The organism is Micromonospora sp. NPDC023737, from assembly GCF_040639715.1.
Classification (GTDB): Bacteria; Actinomycetota; Actinomycetes; order Mycobacteriales; family Micromonosporaceae; genus Micromonospora.
This window is the reverse complement of record NZ_JBFAAL010000032.1, coordinates 1-17,143: the sequence shown is the minus strand read 5'-3', so window position 1 is coordinate 17,143 and position 17,143 is coordinate 1. Positions and strand designations below refer to the sequence as shown.

At 68.0% G+C, this 17,143-nt stretch carries 8 protein-coding genes; 6 read left to right on the top strand and 2 right to left on the bottom strand.

The genetic code is table 11. The features are described 5' to 3' along the window. The coding region (locus AB0F98_RS31350; RefSeq protein ID WP_357743065.1) for a glycogen/starch synthase at positions 1-158 on the bottom strand (158 nt) is incomplete at its 3' end. A 138-nt stretch (positions 159-296) separates the two neighbouring features. Beyond that, positions 297-2,240, bottom strand: a complete 1,944-nt coding sequence (locus AB0F98_RS31345; protein WP_357743062.1) for an amylo-alpha-1,6-glucosidase — start codon at positions 2,238-2,240, stop codon at positions 297-299. 42 nt (positions 2,241-2,282) lie between these two features. Here AB0F98_RS31345 and AB0F98_RS31340 point away from each other — a divergent pair, with 42 nt between their 5' ends. From AB0F98_RS31340 to AB0F98_RS31315, 6 genes are all read left to right on the top strand, one after another. Next, a complete protein-coding gene (locus AB0F98_RS31340; protein WP_357743060.1) occupies positions 2,283-4,991 on the top strand; it encodes a glucosidase in 2,709 nt (902 codons plus the stop codon). Positions 4,992-5,155: 164 nt separating this feature from the next. Further along, the gene (locus AB0F98_RS31335; RefSeq protein ID WP_357743057.1) at positions 5,156-5,791 is read left to right on the top strand and encodes a TetR/AcrR family transcriptional regulator; all 636 of its coding nucleotides are present in this window, start codon (positions 5,156-5,158) and stop codon (positions 5,789-5,791) included. 39 nt (positions 5,792-5,830) lie between these two features. Next, positions 5,831-6,541, top strand: a complete 711-nt coding sequence (locus tag AB0F98_RS31330) for an HAD family hydrolase (RefSeq protein ID WP_357743054.1) — start codon at positions 5,831-5,833, stop codon at positions 6,539-6,541. Positions 6,542-6,600: 59 nt separating this feature from the next. Then, positions 6,601-6,993: a DUF4184 family protein gene (locus AB0F98_RS31325; protein ID WP_357743051.1), complete on the top strand. Its 393-nt coding sequence runs from the start codon at positions 6,601-6,603 to the stop codon at positions 6,991-6,993. 95 nt (positions 6,994-7,088) lie between these two features. Then, entirely contained in the window at positions 7,089-7,730 is a 642-nt protein-coding gene (locus tag AB0F98_RS31320) for a L,D-transpeptidase family protein (protein WP_357743048.1), read from the top strand. A gap of 189 nt (positions 7,731-7,919) precedes the next feature. Continuing rightward, on the top strand, positions 7,920-17,009 hold the full coding sequence (locus AB0F98_RS31315; RefSeq protein WP_357743045.1) for a DNRLRE domain-containing protein: 9,090 nt from the start codon (positions 7,920-7,922) through the stop codon (positions 17,007-17,009). Positions 17,010-17,143: the final 134 nt, after the last annotated feature.

The following is a 17,143-nucleotide window of genomic DNA, read 5'->3' as shown; positions in this document are numbered from 1 at the left end:
GTGACGTCGTGGCCGGCGGCGGCGAGGGCGACGGAGAGGGCGTGGACGTGCCGGCCGAGGCCACCGACGAGCACCGGCGGATACTCCCAGGACAGTATGAGCACTCTCTGCTGCCGGGCGGGTTGCTGGAGGTCGATCACTTCGGCGTCAGCTGACATGCGGCCCCCTCTGAGTTGTCTCCGGGCACGCGGCGGCCGACACCGATGCCGGTGTCTCCGTCGCGTGTGGGATCGACCCCCATCCTGCCGGTACTGGGATAACCAGCGGAGACACACTCGTTGCGCTCGTGTAAAGCGCTATCGACCCGAACGTCGTACCCGCAGCAGTTCGGCCACCGACCACGCCTGGAACGGGCAGCCCGTCGCCGCGTGCGGCGGCAGACCGTCGGCCGTCTCGCTGACCGAGCCCAGGCCGTACTCGCTCAGATGGGATTCGATTCCCACGAAAACCTCGTCGACCGGCATTCCCGCCCGCCGGCAGGCGGCCACGTACGGTCCGAGGAGCCACGGCCAGACGGTGCCCTGGTGGTAGGCGCAGTCCCGCTCCGCCGGCCCGCCCCGGTGCCGCCCGGAGAACTCGGGCGCTTCCGCGGTCAGACTGCGTGGACCGAGCGGGGTGAGCAGCGCCGCCGCGATCCGCCGCAGGGTCGGCTCGTCCGGCTCCAGCGGCGCGTACGGCAGGGACCAGGCCAGCAGTTGATTGGGGCGCAGCGAATCGTCGTCGTGGTACGCCGCCCCACCCAGCGGGTACGCCGGCGCCGGCGCATCCACCACGTCGTGCAGCCAACCCCCCGGAGCGGGATAGCGCTTCCGGAAGGAGGCGACCGCCTGCGCGTGCAGCCGACGCAGCTCCCCGGCGTCCCCACCGGTCGTCTCGGTCAACTCGGCGAGCCCGGCCAACCCGTTGGCCCAGAGGGCGTTGACCTCCACCGGCTTGCCCGTGCGGGGCGTCACCGGCACCCCGTAGACGCGGGCGTCCATCCAGGTCAGCGCGGTCTCCGGAGTGCCCTGAGTGAGCAGACCGTCGGCCGGGTCGACGGCGATGCCGTACCGGGTGCCGACCCGATGCGCGTCGACCACCCCGCGCAGCGCGGGCAGCAGCTCGGCGGCGAGATCCGTGTCGCCGGTGACGGTCACGTGCCGGTTGACCGCGTGCAGGAACCACAGCGTCGCGTCGACCGTGTTGTGCTCCACCCGACCCGTGTCGGCGGTGTTCGCAAGCATCCCCTCCGACAGCGTCGCCGCGTACGAGCGCAGCAGCTCCCGGCCCAGGTCGGCCCGGCCGGTGCGGAGGAAGAGCCCCTCGTACGAGATCATCGTGTCCCGCGACCAGGTGCCGAACCACGGATAACCGGCGACGACGTCCGCGGCCGACTCGCCGGTGCGCACCACGAACGCGTCGGCGGCCAGCACGAGCGTCGCCTCGACGTCGTCGGCGGGCTTCGCCTGCGCCACGATCTGCCGGTTGCGCCGGCGCGCCACGTCGATCACCTCGGTCGCCGGCATCGGCTCGAACTCCAGCGGCGCGGCCCAGGCCAGCACCGACACGGTGTCGCCGGGCCGGTCCAGCGCGCCGGAGAAGCGGCCCGCGTACCAGAGGTCCTCCGTCGAGGACAGCCCACGCGCCGCCTCCTCCCGGTGGTGCACGCCGAGCCACCACTGCCCCTCGGGCGCCCAGTTCGGGCCCGCGAGCCGGTACGCGCCCTCCACCACCGCGCCGCCGGCCACCGGCTCGACCCGGAGGGCGGGACCGTCGGCCCGGCGCTCGCCGTGCGCGTCCCGCCACGTGCAGGCGGCGGCCAGTTCGAGTCGTACGGGTCCGCCGGACACGAGCCGGTGCACCACCGCGACACACGAGCGGCCGGGCAGCATCGCCAGCTCCCGCTCGATCACCACGTCGCCGATCCGCCACCGCCACCGCGGCACCCCGTCCACGAGAGCGAAGTGCTCCAACATTTCGAACCCCGGCGGGTCCACCGCGCCGGAGGCCCACTCGTGCACGCCGAGCCGTACCCGCGCGCCGGAGGGGAGCAGCACCACCGGGTCGAGGCTGACCAGTCCCACGCGCCGGGCCGCCGGCCGGTCGCCGGCGACCACCAGCAGCCCGTGGTAGCGACGAGTACGCAGACCGCTCACCGTGCCCATGGCGTACCCGCCGACGCCGTCGGGCACCAGCCACTCCCGGGTAGCCGCGCTGGTCAGCTCGGTGCAGAACTGGGGTCCGAAGCGAATGTCGATCAACTTTCCTCCACCGGCGGCGGCGTGCCACACCCCACCGCGAGAATGGCTCCTGTGGTCAACTACCCGGGAGGCGTCGAAGATGTGCAGGTGATCTCTGACCGTTCGTCCTCCGACGCGCCGGCCCCCGACGCCGAGCGGATCCGGCTCGCCAGAGCCGACGCCGGCGAGCAGGACTGGCGCGCATGGGGTCCCTATCTGTCCGAACGGGCGTGGGGGACGGTGCGGGAGGACTACAGCGAGCACGGTACGGCCTGGGACTACTTCCCGCACGACCACGCGCGGTCCCGAACTTACCGGTGGAACGAGGATGGCATGGCCGGCGTCTGCGACGACCGGCAGACGTTCTGTTTCGCGCTCGCGCTCTGGAACGGCGCGGACCCGATCCTGAAGGAGCGGATGTTCGGCCTCGGCGGCGACGGCGGCAACCACGGCGAGGACGTCAAGGAGTACTGGTGGTACGAGGACTCCACGCCGACGCACTCCTTCATGCGGTGGCGGTACCACTACCCGCAGGCCGCCTTCCCGTACGACGAGCTGGTCGCGGTCAACGCGCTGCGCGGCCGCGACGACACCGAGTACGAGCTGGTCGACACCGGCATCTTCGACGACGACCGGTACTGGGCGGTGACCGTCGACTACGCCAAGGCCTCGCCGACGGACATGTGCGTCGTGGTCACCGTGGCCAACCGGGGCGACCGGGCCGCCACCCTGCACGTGCTGCCGACCCTCTGGTTCCGTAACACGTGGGCCTGGGGGCTGCCCGGCGCCGACCGGGTGCCGAGGCTCACGGGGGAGGGGTCACGGCTGATCGGCGAGCACTGGGTGCTCGGCCAGCTGCTGCTGGAGGGCGACGGTACGCCGACCCCGCTGCTCTGCGACAACGAGACCAACGCCGAGCGGCTCTGGGGGCTGCCGGGCCGCTCCCGCTACCCGAAGGACGGCATCAACGACCACGTGGTCGACGGGGCGGACACCGTCAACCCGGCTCGGGAGGGCACCAAGGGGGCGCTGCACTACGTGCTCGACGTGCCGGCCGGCGGTCAGAGGCAGATCCGGCTGCGGCTCACCCGTACCGCCCCGCCGCCGGTCACCGGTCCACCACCGGCGGCCGACCTCGGTGCCGGCTTCGACGCGGTGGTCTGGGCCCGGCGGGCCGAGGCGAACCACTTCTTCGCCGGGGTGATCCCGGCCTCGGCGACGCCGGACGAGGCGCTGGTGGCGCGGCAGGCCATCGCCGGTCTGCTGTGGGGCAAGCAGTTCTACCACTTCGACGTCAAACGGTGGCTGGAGGGCGATCCGGCCTCCTCGGCGCCGCCGCCCGGTCGCCGGCACGGGCGTAACAGCCAGTGGTGGCACATGACCAGCTTCGACGTGATCTCCATGCCGGATCCGTGGGAGTACCCCTGGTACGCGGCCTGGGACCTGGCCTTCCACTGCGTCAGCCTCGCCCGGGTCGACCCGGGCTTCGCCAAGGCTCAGCTGCTGCTCCTGCTGCGGGAGTGGTACCTGCACCCCAACGGGCAGATCCCGGCGTACGAGTGGGCGTTCGGCGACGTCAACCCGCCGGTGCACGCCTGGGCGGCGTTGAAGGTGTTCGAGATCGACGGCAGCCGGGACCACGATTTCCTGGCCCGGGTGATGCACAAGCTGCTGCTGAACTTCACGTGGTGGGTCAACCGGAAGGACGTCGGCGGCAACAACGTCTTCGAGGGTGGCTTCCTCGGGTTGGACAACGTCGGGCCGTTCGACCGCTCCGCCGCGCTGCCGGTGGCCGGGGCGCTCGAGCAGTCCGACGGCACCGGCTGGATGGCGATGTACGCACTCAACCTGCTCGACATCGCGATCATCCTCGCCGAGCGGGACCGGACCTGGGTGGACACCGCCACGAAGTTCTTCGAGCACTTCGTCTACATCGCCGCCGCCGCGTACGAGCAGGGGCTCTGGGACGACGAGGACGCCTTCTTCTACGACGTGCTGCGGCTGACCGACGGCACCAAGGTGCCGTTGAAGGTCCGGTCCGTCGTCGGGCTGCTCCCGCTGGCCGCCGTCACCCGGCTGACCGCCCGTACGCTGCACCGCCTGCCGGAACTCGGCGCGCGGCTGCGCTGGCTGCTCACGCACCGGCCGGAGTACGCCGGTGTGATCGGTGCCCGCCGGCTCGGCCCGGACGGGCGGCAGCAGCGACTGCTCTCCATGGTCGGCCCGGAGCAGCTCGTCCGCCTGCTGGCCCGGATGCTGGACAGCGACGAGTTCCTCTCCGAGTACGGCCTGCGCACGCTCTCCCGGGCGCACCTGGCCGAGCCCTTCTCGGTGACCCTCGGCGGCCAGGAGTTCCGGGTCGGCTACGAGCCGGCCGAGTCCACCAGCGGCCTCTTCGGCGGCAACTCCAACTGGCGCGGCCCGGTCTGGATGCCGACCAACTTCCTGCTGGTCAGCGCGCTGCGCGACTACGCGGCCTTCTACGGCGACGACCTCCAGATCGAGTACCCGACCCGGTCCGGGGTGAAGCGGACGCTGAACGAGATCGCCGACGACCTCTCCGCCCGGCTGATCTCGCTCTTCACCCGGGACGGCTGGGGCCGGCGACCGATCTACGGCGCGGCGCAGCTGTTCCAGACCCACCCGGACTGGCGGGACCTGCTCTGCTTCCCGGAGTACTTCCACGGCGACAACGGCGCGGGGCTCGGCGCGTGGCACCAGACGGGTTGGACGGCGCTGGTCGCCGACCTGATCCTCACCCTGCGCCGCTGACCGTAGGTTCCACCGATCCGGGGGACACCCGGATGCGGCGGCGTACGGCTCCTTCGATGCCGTCTGGTCCCGACCGATCCGTGGGCCGGCGCGGGTCGGCACATGCAGTCACCAATCCGTCACCTCATGGTTACCCACGGTGCTGTCGGTCTACCGTCGTTGGCGTGCCTGGACCTACCGAAGAAGCCACGGAAGAACACCGGCGGGACTTCGTCGTCACGGTCGCTCGGGAGCTGGCCGAGGTCGAGGGCTGGACCGGGGTGACCCCGCGGCGGCTGGCCGAGCGGGCCGGAATCGACATCGGCGACCTGTACCAGCGCTTCCCGGATCGGGAGGCGCTGCTCGCCGCCGTGGCGGTGTGCGCCTTCGCCGACCTGGCCGCCGAACTGGCCGAGGCCGGCGCGGCGGCGACCGGTGGCCCCGAGCGGATCTGGCCGGCCGTGGCGAGCGCGTACCTCGACTTCGCGTACGCGAATCCGGAGGTCTACGACGCGATGCTCGCGCTGACCCCCGACCTGGCCCTCGGCGTCCACGGCGTGCCGGCCGCGCCGCAGGCCGTGCTCGTCGAGCTGCGGGCGGCGCTGGCTCCGCTGGCCGAGGGGCGGGATCCGGAGACCCTGGCCGAGGTGGGCTGGAGCCTGTTGCACGGCCTGGTCATGCTCACCCGCGGCGGTCGCCTGCGTCCGGAGTCGCAGGAGCAACGGGAACAGATGATTACAGAGCATCTGCTGCGGTGGCCCCGGCCGCGGCAGCCGGGGTGGACGGAAACCCGCTGGGCGCATCCGCACACCATGCCCTAAGGTCCGCCGAGGCAGGACGGCGATCATGAGGGGGACGGCATGGCGGGGGACCAGACGGTACGCCGGCAGGCACAGGTGCTGGTGTTCGACGCGGACGACACGCTCTGGGAGAACAACCTCGTCTTCGAGCGGGTGATCGACGACTTCCTCGCCTGGCTCGACCACCCCACCCTCGACCGGGCCGAGATCAGGGCCATCCTCAACGACATCGAGCGGGCCAACACGGTGGCACACGGCTACGGCAGCAAGGTCTTCCTGCGCAGCCTGGCGGAGTGCCTGGAACGGCTGCGCGAGCGGCCGGCCACGGAACTCGAGCGACGCGAGATCGACCGGCTGACCGCGGCGCTGGTCGAGCACAAGGTCGAGCTGATGCCCGGGGTGGCCGAGGCGCTCGACGAACTGGCCGGGCGGCACGAGCTGCTGCTGCTGACCAAGGGGGACCGGGCGGAGCAGCAGCGCAAGCTCGACGCGTCCGGGCTGCTGCACCACTTCCGAGCCGCGCACATCGTGCGGGAGAAGGACGTCGAGACGTACCGGTGGCTGGCCGGCGAGCACGGCTTCGACCCGGCCGTCGCGTGGATGATCGGCAACTCACCGCGCTCGGACATCCTTCCGGCCCGGGCCGCCGGCCTGAACGCGGTCTTCATTCCGAACGAGAACACCTGGGTGCTGGAGGAGGAGGAGTTGGACCCGACCGACCACGGCATCCTGCGCCTGGCCGCCTTCCCCGATCTGCTCCGGCACTTCTGACCCGGCGCTCGGCCTACGCCGGGGTGTCGGCTCCCGCATCGATGCGGGATGATCCGTGGGTGCCGCTGTCATTCCCCTCGCACCTGGCTCCGGTGCTGCCGCTCAAGCTGTGGCGTCCGCGTTGGTTCGACGGTGTCGCGCTGGCCAGCGGTACGGTCGCGCCGGACGTGGCGTACCTGGCCACGGGCACCCCGGTGCAGGTCACCGGCACGCACACGGTGCCGGGGCTGCTCTGGTGGTGCCTGCCGGTGGCGCTCGGCTACGCATGGCTGGTTCGTCGCTGCGCGGCCGCCGTCGCGCCGTACCTGCCGGCCGGCTACATCTGGGCCGCCGACCTGCGCGTACGGCGGCACCGCTGGTGGATCACCGTAGGCTCGGCGCTGCTCGGTGCGCTCGCCGCCAACCGAGCCGCATCGGAGCGGACGGGCCGCCTCGCGGCGGAACAGCGCTGACGGCAGCAGACGCGTTACGTCGACATGCCACTTTTCGACGTTGAGATCAATTACCCCGTCGATGGCTCCGGCGTGCCTTGTCCGGCCATCGACAGATGCCTAACCTGAGCCGATGTTCGCGGCCCTTCGGGGTGAGCCGCGGGCGTACGAAGTCCGGTGTGGGGCACATGGAGCTGAGTGCATGCGGGCCGGCTCGTCATGGTGGGCCGGTGTGGACGACGTGCCACGTCCACGCCTTCACACCACGGCGACGTCCGCTACCACATCGGACGGTTGGGTCAGGGCCGGGTAGTTGCGGACCCGGCTCTGACCCGCGCGGCGGTCCCGGGCCTCTGCTACTCCACCACCTACGCGACCCTCGAGACGTATGCGAAGCAGCGGGGCCGCTGGTGGCCGGTTTCCCCGCCGTTGCCGGCTCACATCGGGTCCAAGGGATTCAGCGACAACCACACAGAGGGTGTGGCCACCACGCCGACCGGGGTCTACTCGATCGGGCCCACCATGTACGGCAACGCCGCCAATCCCGGAGTCCGGTACCGGCGCCGAACGTGTCGACGCCGGTGCCGAACGCGGGCAGCGGGATCTTCCTGCACGAGTTCAGCACCAGCGGCGGCAACGCTACCGCCGGGTGCGTGGCCGTCCCGCACGCCAACCTGGTGGCGATCCTGCGCTGGCTGAACCCGGCGCTGTCGCGGCGCATCGTAATCAGCCCGTACGCGAACCTCGACCGCTACTGACGTTCGCCATCCTCACCCGGGGCCGTCCCGCTCATCGCGTGCGGGGCGGCCCCGTTCCGTCCCCACCCCGCCGCCGGCGCTCGGTCCGCGCCCGCGCTATCGCGCCGCGATAGCCGGACGATAGCTCCGCGTGTATGTCGTTCTCCTAGCTTCTACCCGACGTATCAGCCCTTGACCGGAGGGTGACGGGTGAGAAGGAACCTGAGAGGGCCGCTGATCGCGGCCCTGGTGGTGGCGCTGGCCGCCACCGTGGGTGGGACGGCTGTCCTGTCCGATCAAAGACCGGAGGGCAGCGCGAGCGCCCAGGACGACGGAGAGGGTCTGTTCGACCGGCTGGGCGACGCTGCCCGGGGCATGGTCGGTGACGGGCCGAGCCGGCCGAGGCCGGAGGTGATCAGCGCCGGCCTGTCGGTGCAGGAGAAGGCTCTGGCGGCGAAGGTGTGGCCACCGCAGAAGCGGGTCAAGGAGCTGCCGGAGAAGCGGACGGCGAACAGCAAGACGTATCAGCTGTCCGACGGTCGGACGCAGGCGGAGATCTCCGCCGTGCCGGTGCACTACAAGGACTCGAAGGGCCGTTACCAGCCGATCGACACGACGGTGCGGCCGACGAACGAGAAGGGTTACGTCCAGGGCAACTCGACAAACTCGTTCACCAGCCTGTTCGGTGACAGCTCCGAGGAGCTGGCGCGGTTCGAGCGGGATGGTCGCAGCATCGAGTTGGGTCTGTCGGGGGCGGCGAAGGCGGTCACGCCGAAGGTGTCGGGCTCGACGGTGACCTACGCCGGTGTGGCGGACGGGGCGGACGTGGTCTACGACGTCACGTCGACCGCGTTGAAGGAGAAGATCGTCCTGCGTAAGGCACCGGCTGGGCCGGTGTCGTGGACGTTCACGCTGGACACTGCGGGGCTGACGGCGCGGCAGCGCGAGGACGGGTCGATCGCGTTCGTGCGCGCGGGCGGCGGTGAGCCGGTGTTCGTGATGCCGGCGCCGTTCATGTACGACGACAAGGACGACAAGGATTCGCCGCACGGGAAGGTGTGGTCGGAGAAGGTCACCCAGAAGGTGGCTCAGTCCGGTGGCCGGTCGACGATCACGGTGACTCCGGACGCGGGCTGGCTGGCCGACCCGGCGCGGGTGTACCCGGTGGTGGTCGACCCGACGATCAAGATCCAGCCGGTTCCGGACGATGCCCAGGACGTGCAGATCTACAAGGGCAACCCGGGGCACGCGTACGGGAAGGACCTGGTCACCTGGCCGCTGAAGGTGGGCACCGACAGTTCGGTGTGGCGGTCGCTGGTCAAGTTCAAGACGTCCTCGATCCCGGTGAACACGCCGATCGATGACGCGCGCCTGGAGATGTACTACTCCCAGACCCACCAGTCGTGGGAGTACGACGTCGCGTTGGAGGCGCGGAAGATCACCTCCGCGTGGACCGAGGACGAGGCCACCTGGGACGGCATGAAGGACGCCATGGCGGCGCAACCGTCGGGCAACATGGTCTCCGTCGATGAGGGCGCCGCCGGCACGTCGGTGACCGGGACGTGGCCGTACTCGGGCAACACCGAGTTGACGCCGTTGGCGATCAACGCGGACTACCGCTACAACAACGACACCACCGCGGGCAACACGCACACGTGGGTGCCGACGCTGACCGAGGCGGGCGACTACCAGGTCGAGGTGCACTTCGTCTCGCACACCGACGACCGGTACACCAAGACGCCGTACACGGTCTACTACAAGGGCGGCAGCAAGACCTACGAGGTGGACCAGACCGAGCCGCCGGGCAAGGGCCAGTGGAAGACCCTCGGTGTGCACAGCTTCGACGCCGGTACGACGGGCCGGGTGGTGCTGGGCGATCACGTCGGTAACTCGGTGATCGCTGACGCGGTGCGGTTCACCCGCTGGGGTGTGGCGACGAAGAAGCGGGCTGTCTCCAGCGCGTGGATGTCGTTCCCGGTGCGTAACACGGTGCAAGAGTGGGTGAACGCCCCGAGCACCAACAACGGGTTCATGATCAAGGCGGTCGACGAGGACAAGCTCAACCGCGGTGGGCCGATCTTCGAGGCGTCGGAGTACGCGTACCAGAACGCCCGGCGCGACTACAACCTGCCGAAGCTGGTCGTCACCTACGGCCGGCCGGGCGTGGCGGTGAACCCGCCGACCACCATCACCTCGACGGGTGCCGTGCTGAGCTGGCCCCAGTACAACGATCCGTCGAGCAGCACGAGTGACGACGCGGTCGAGTACCAGGTGCACCGCAGCATCTACCAGAACTTCACCCCGTCGGCCGCGACGCTGATCGCGCCGGTCTCCACCGGGACGCTGACGTACCAGGACACCACCGCGGTGCCCACGGCAGCGGACAACACCAACCCGTTGGACCGGAAGTTCTACTACTACATGGTCGCAGTGAAGACCCGCGACGGGCAGGTCATCGCCGGCCCGACCCAGTCGGCGACGTTGCCGAAGGCCGGGCAGATCACCCGGATCTACCGCACGGGGCAGACCGACACCACGCTTTCGGCGGGCCAGCCGACGGAGAACGTTGATGTCTACGACGGTGACCCGTACGTCAGCCCGGGCAACAACTCGCTCTACTACGGCGACACCCGGGGTCTGATCAAGTTCGGAAGCCTCACCGGTGTCCCGGATGGCGCGAAGATCGTCGACGCCGAGCTGCGGATGTACAACACGTACCTGTATCCGGGCGAGGACCAGAACGAGTACGTCGACGTCTACAAGCTCAAGCGTGATTTCGTCGAGAACAAGGCCACGTGGAAGACCTACGACGGGGTCAACGCGTGGACCGCGGCAGGTGGTGACTACGACACCACCTGGAAGGCGAGCGTCACCGGGATCACCAACGACCCGGAGTGGGAGAGCTGGGATGTCACGCCCGCCGTCGATGGCTGGGTGAAGCAGCCGGCCAGCAACTACGGTCTGCTGCTGAGGCAGCGTGACGAGGTCAACCAGACCGCGCGGGCGATGCTGCTCTCCTCCGAGGGCGCTGAGCCGATGCTGCGGCCGACGCTGGAGGTGACCTACCTCGAGCAGACCGCGGAGTCGACCTATTACGCGGCGTCGACGCCGGAGTTGGCGACGCCGAACGCCACGTACACGGTGCCGGTGACGCTGTCGAACCCGACTCTCGCCGAGTGGAACCCGACCGACTGGGAACTCGCGTACGACTGGAAACGCGCCGACGGACAGGACGTCACCGACGGCGCCGATGGCAGCTTCGAGCTGAAGACGGCGTTGCCGAAGAGCATCCCGGCGGGTGGCACGGTCGACGTGGCCGCGCAGGTGAAGACCCCGCCGTCGTCGACGGACGGGAACAAGCGCACCGACTACGTACTGAACTGGGACCTGCACAACAAGCTGACCGGCAAAAAGCTGTCGGACACGGTCCCAGCCATCCAGCCGCTGCCGCAGAACGTGGCCGTGGAGGAGCCGACCTCGGACCAGCTGGGTCTGGAGAAGTTCTACTCGTACGCGGGGAAGAACACCGGCGCCGGCGGCTCGGTCATGAACAACCTCTACTCCGGCAACACGGTCTGGTCGTACAACGCGTTCAACAATCCCTCGCGGGGTCTGTCGACGTTCGTGCGGCTGGCTTACAACTCGTTGGACACCAGCGACACCGTGGCCGGCTACGGCTGGTCGGTGCAGGCGTCCTCGATGATGCGCCTCGGCGCGCCGCTGGACTTCCACCCGAACCCGAACCCCACCAAGGTCACGCTGACCGACGGTGACGGCACCAGCCACTGGTTCACCTGGGACGCGGCGGCCAACGAGTGGAAGAGCCCGAAGGGCGTGCACCTCCACCTGCAGAAGTACAGCAGCGTGGACTGCAAGCCCAACACGGAGGAGTCGAAGGCCTGGGTGCTGACCCGGCCGGACCGGACGCAGTTCTTCTACGACTGCGAGGGCTTCCTGACCAGCATCGTGGACAACAACCAGAACGAGATGGTGTTCACGTACGAAGTGCGGAAGTCGAACAACAAGCCGACGAAGTTCCTCCGCTACATCACCGACCCGACGGGTCGGCGGGCGCTGACCATCGACTACTACGCCAAGGGTCAGACCTACGACTACATCAACGACACCACGTGGACCCGGGTGTCGAACGTGTCGAACCTGACCAACCCGAAGATCATCGACCACATCTCGCAGATCACCGACATCTCGGGACGCAAGCTCACCTTCACCTACACCGACAAGGGTCTGCTGGGTGAGCTGGTCGACGGGTACGGCTCCACCGACGGGGCGCCGAAGACGTTCAAGTTCGCCTACGACATGACCCAGGGCAACAAGAACGTCAAGCTGGTCAAGACCACCGACCCGAGGGGCAACGCCACGGCGCTGGCCTACAACTACCCGCAGGACGGCGACGACCCGAAGTGGCACTGGACCACCAAGTCGTACGACGACCGGCATCCCGACGAGCGACTGACCGCCTTCGCGTACACCGATCCGGACGGGCCGCAGGGCAACAACATCAACACCACGGTCACCGACGCGGAGAACCACACCACCGGGTACCAGATGGACGGCTACGGCCGGACGTACCAGACCACCAACGCCAAGAACGAGACCACCAAGTTCGGCTGGGACGACGACCACAACGTGGTCCGGCTCGAGGAAGCCAACGGCGCGGTCTCCACCTGGGCGTACGACCCGAAGACCGGCTACCCGACCGAGGTCCGGGACGCCGAGGCGGTCAAGAACGGCTGGCCGGGCACGGTGCTGACCTACCAGCGCCAGCTCAACGGCTACGTGGCCGAGGTGGTCAGCAAGACCAGCCCCGAGGGCCGCAAGTCGACCTTCACGTACACCGCCGAGGGTGACGTCGAGTCGGTCACCGACCCGGTGGGCAACACCACGGCGACCGCCGGCGACTACACCAGCTGGAACACCTACGACGAGTGGGGCCAGCTCAAGGAGGCCAAGGACGCCAACGGCAACACCACCCGGTACCTCGACTTCCACCCCAGCGGATACCCGCGGCAGATCGAGGACGCCGGCAAGGGCCTGTCGTACTTCACGTACGACGACCGGGGCAACACCCTGGAGGTCAAGAACGGCAAGAACGCAAAGGTCACCCAGGCGTACGACACGTTCGGGCGGCCGAAGGAGAAGGTCGAGCCGCTGGACGCGGTGAACAACCGCTTCATCACGACCAAGGCACCGGAGTACGACGCCAACGACAACATCGTGACGGCGTACGCGGCCAACGGGGCGGTGTCGACCTCGGTCTATGACGAGACCGACCAGGTCATCGAGGCGTACGCCCCGAAGGACGACCAGAACGACCCGGCGCGCAAGACGACCACGACGTACGACAAGGTCGGCAACGTCCTGACCGTCACGGAGCCACAGGGCCACGTGACCGAGAAGGTCGGCGACTACACGACCACCACGAAGTACGACGCGATCTACCAGCCGATCGAGGTCACCAACGGCCTCGGCCAAAAGGTGGTCTCGGAGTACGACAACGTCGGCAACACCACGGTCCTGTACGACGCGAAGAAGACCGCCAGCGCGGCGGACGACTTCACGACCAAGTACGAGTACGACTGGAACCACCGGGTCGTCAAGACCACCGACGCGCAGGGCAAATTCACTACCGCCCGGTACGACAAGGATGGCCTGACCCTCGGGACGACCGACGCGGAGGGCAACGAGTCGCTGGCGACGTACGACGCCCGCGGCGCGCTGATCGAGTCGAAGGTGCCGCACAAGAAGGACACCTCCGGCAACATCACCTACCGCACCACTAAGTATGAGTACGACCAGGTCGGCAACCAGACGAAGGCGATCACGCCGCGCGGCGTGGACACCGCCACCGACGCCGACGACTTCGCCGTGGTGACCGTCTACGACGCGCTCAACCGCAAGAAGGAGGAGTGGTCGTCCTACGACAAGGACGACAGCCGCTACAACACGCCGGACAAGACCTTCTACACCTACGACGAGATCGGCAACCTGGCCAAGGTCAGCGCGCCCCCGTCGGACGGGCAGACGGTCCGTAACGACACCGAGTACACCTACTACGACAACGGGTGGACGAAGACGTCCAAGGACCCGTGGGACATCGTCAACTCGTACGACTACAACGACCTGGGCCAGCAGATCAAGAACACGCTGACCTCGGCCGGCGGGTCGGTCACCCGGACGATGACGTGGGAGTACTTCCAGTCCGGTAACGAGAGGCGGCGGTTCGAGGACGGTGTGCCGGTCGGCAAGGACGTGGTCCTGGTCGACAACACCGACTCGAACAACACCGCCTCGCAGGGCAGCTGGACCAACGGCGCCGCCACCGGGCAGTGGGGCTACGACGTCTCCACCGCTCCGGCGGGCACCGGCTCGGCCCAGTTCAACTGGCAGCTGGCCATCCCGCGCGACGGCAGCTACGAGGTGTTCGTCCGGCATCCGCAGGTCAGCGGCGCGGCGACGGATGCGAAGTTCACCATCACCTACGACGGCGGCAGCGTCGTCAAGACGGTGAACCAGACCCAGAACGCCGGCACCTGGATCAGCCTGGGCAGCTACGCCTTCAAGGAGGACGGCGTCCAGAAGATCACCGTCACCGACCAGGCGACGGGCAAGGTGCTCGCCGACGCGGTCAAGCTGGTGCGGGACAACGCCGGTGACGTGGACAACGAGCGCAAGGAGTTCACCTACCGGTACAACCCGAACGGGATGCTGGTCGAGGTCAAGGACCTCAGCCCGGGCGCGAAGGCCAGCCGGTACGACATCGGCTACGACGAGCTCAACCAGATCTCGACGGTGAAGGAGTTCGTCGGGGTCGACGATCAGACCCCGAAGAACACCACGTCGCTGACCTACGACGACAACGGCAACCCGCTCACCTCTACCCACGACCTCACCTGGTCGAAGATCGATTACGACGAGCGGGACATGGTCGCCAAGGTGACCAACGCCGACTCGGAGACGGCGGGCAACCAGCAGATCTCAACCTTCACGTACACCGCTCGCGGGCAGATGCTCAAGCAGACCAAGCCCAACGGCAACACCGTGGAGTTCGAGTACTACCTCGACGGCGCCACGAAGCACCAGCTGGAGAAGACCTCCGGCGGGGCGACCGTCGCGGAGCACACGCTGGAGTACCAGGCCAACGGGCACCCGTCGCGGGACGTGCTCAAGTTGATGAACGCCGACAACTCGTCGGACTACATCGACAACACGTACGTCTTCAACTACGACCCGCAGGACCGGATCGCCCGGCTCGACAAGACCGGCGACAGTTCGTCGACGGAGTCGTACGTCTACGACGCCAACGGCAACACGGTGTCGCAGACGGTCGCCGGTACGACGAGCACCAGCAAGTACGACCGGAACCGGTTGCACTCGACCACGACGGCGGGTGTGACGTCGACGTACAACTATGACCCGTTGGGTCGCCTCGACACGGTGTCGGTCGGTGGTCAGCGGGCGCAGAAGTACTACTACGACGGTTTCGACCGGACGGCGAAGACCACCGCGGGTATCGGCGCCACCGCGAAGTCGACGACCTACGTGTACGACCCGTTCGACCGGACGGTGTCGCAGACGTCGGACGGTAAGACGACCTTGTTCACGTACCTGGGGATGGACAACCAGGTGCTGCGTGAGGAGGTTGCCGGCAAGGCGAGCAAGTCGTACCAGTACGCGCCGTGGGGTCAGCAGTTGACCCAGATCAAGCACAAGGATGACGGCGGTCGGGAGTACTCGCAGTTCATCTACCGGCCGCGTGGTGACGTCATCGGCATCACGAAGGAGGACGGCAACACTCGGGCGACGTACGGCTACACGGCGTACGGCAAGGACGACGAGTCGCAGTTCACCGGTGTCGACAAGCCGGGTCAGACTGCGGAGGGTGAGGAGCCGTACAACGCGTTCCGGTTCAACGCTTCCCGGTGGGATGCGGGCTCCGGCACGTATGACATGGGGTTCCGTAACTACGACCCCGGTCTGAACCGGTTCCTGACGCGGGACGCCTACGGTGGCGCGCTGGCGGACATGGGTCTGTCCATGGATCCGTTCACGGGTAACCGGTATGCGTTCGCTGGTGGTAACCCGGTCAGCTTTGTGGAGTTGGACGGGCACCTGTTCGGGATGTCGTGGTCGGACATCGGCCACGCCGCTCTGGACGTGGCCGGGATGGTGCCGGTGATCGGTGAGGTCGCCGACGTCGCGAACGGCATCTGGTACGCGGCTGAGGGCAACTACGTCGACGCGGCTCTGTCGATGGCTTCCGCGATTCCGCTAGCGGGTAACGCGGTGGCCGCGGCGAAGTTGGCGAAGACAGGTAAGAAGATCGCCGACGGCATCGACACCGCCAAGGACCTTGAAAAGGGTGTCGAGGCAACCGTCGACGCGCAGAAGGCACTTCCCACCAACACGCCTAAACCGAAGACTGACAACCCCTGTAACAGCTTCGTCCCGGGTACGAGGGTGCTCCTCAGCGATGGGAGTAGTAAGCCCATCGAGGAGGTGAAGGTCGGGGATCGGGTTCTGGCCGCCGATGTGGAGTCGGGGGACCGGCAGAGCCGTCCCGTCACCCAGTTGATCAAGGGTGATGGGGTCAAGAAGCTGGTCACGATCGTGGTCGACACCGACGGTAAGGCTGGTGGCAAGACCAGCACGATCGTCGCGACCGACGGGCACCGGTTCTACCTGCCGGACTCGGGGGTCTGGGTGACCGCGGGTCAGCTCAAGGTCGGCGCCTGGCTCCAGACGTCGTCGGGCACGTGGGTGCAGATCTCTGCCGTCCGGCACGAGACCCGCGTCCAGCGAGTACACAACTTCACCGTCGACGGACAGCACACCTACTACGTCCTCGCCGGCGAAACCCCCGTACTCGCCCACAACGACGCATGCCCAACCAACGGCGAATCCGCAGCCAAGCCCGCTAAGGAAAAGGCACCCGAAGATCCAAATATTGATAAAGATAACTATCGGGGTCGCTATCAGGCGGATCTACATAAGCAAGGGCTGCCGCGACTGCCCAAGGATTGGGATGCCCATCACCGGATTCCCCAGGAGTATCGCAACCATCCCGAGTTCGGGGACTTCGATTTCGATGCACCGGCAAACATCCGAGGAGTGCCCGGGAGTCGGATGCAAAACGGCGGTGTAGCGAATGTGCACCAAGACATTACGAATAGATGGGCAGATTTCCGGCGGGCCACTCCTAATGCTGGACGTGCTGCAATCGAAGAGTTCGCTAACCGAGTCGACGAGGAGTTCATTGGATTCTGGTGGCGTGGTAGATAGTAGCTGCTAGCTGAGCGCCATCTAAGTCATGCTGGCGGGGGCGGCCCCAGGGGGCGCCCCCCCCGGAATCACGAAAGCCGCACATTGGGGGGGGGGCGGGGGGGCAGGCAGCGGCCCGCCCCCCAGCGGCGGGA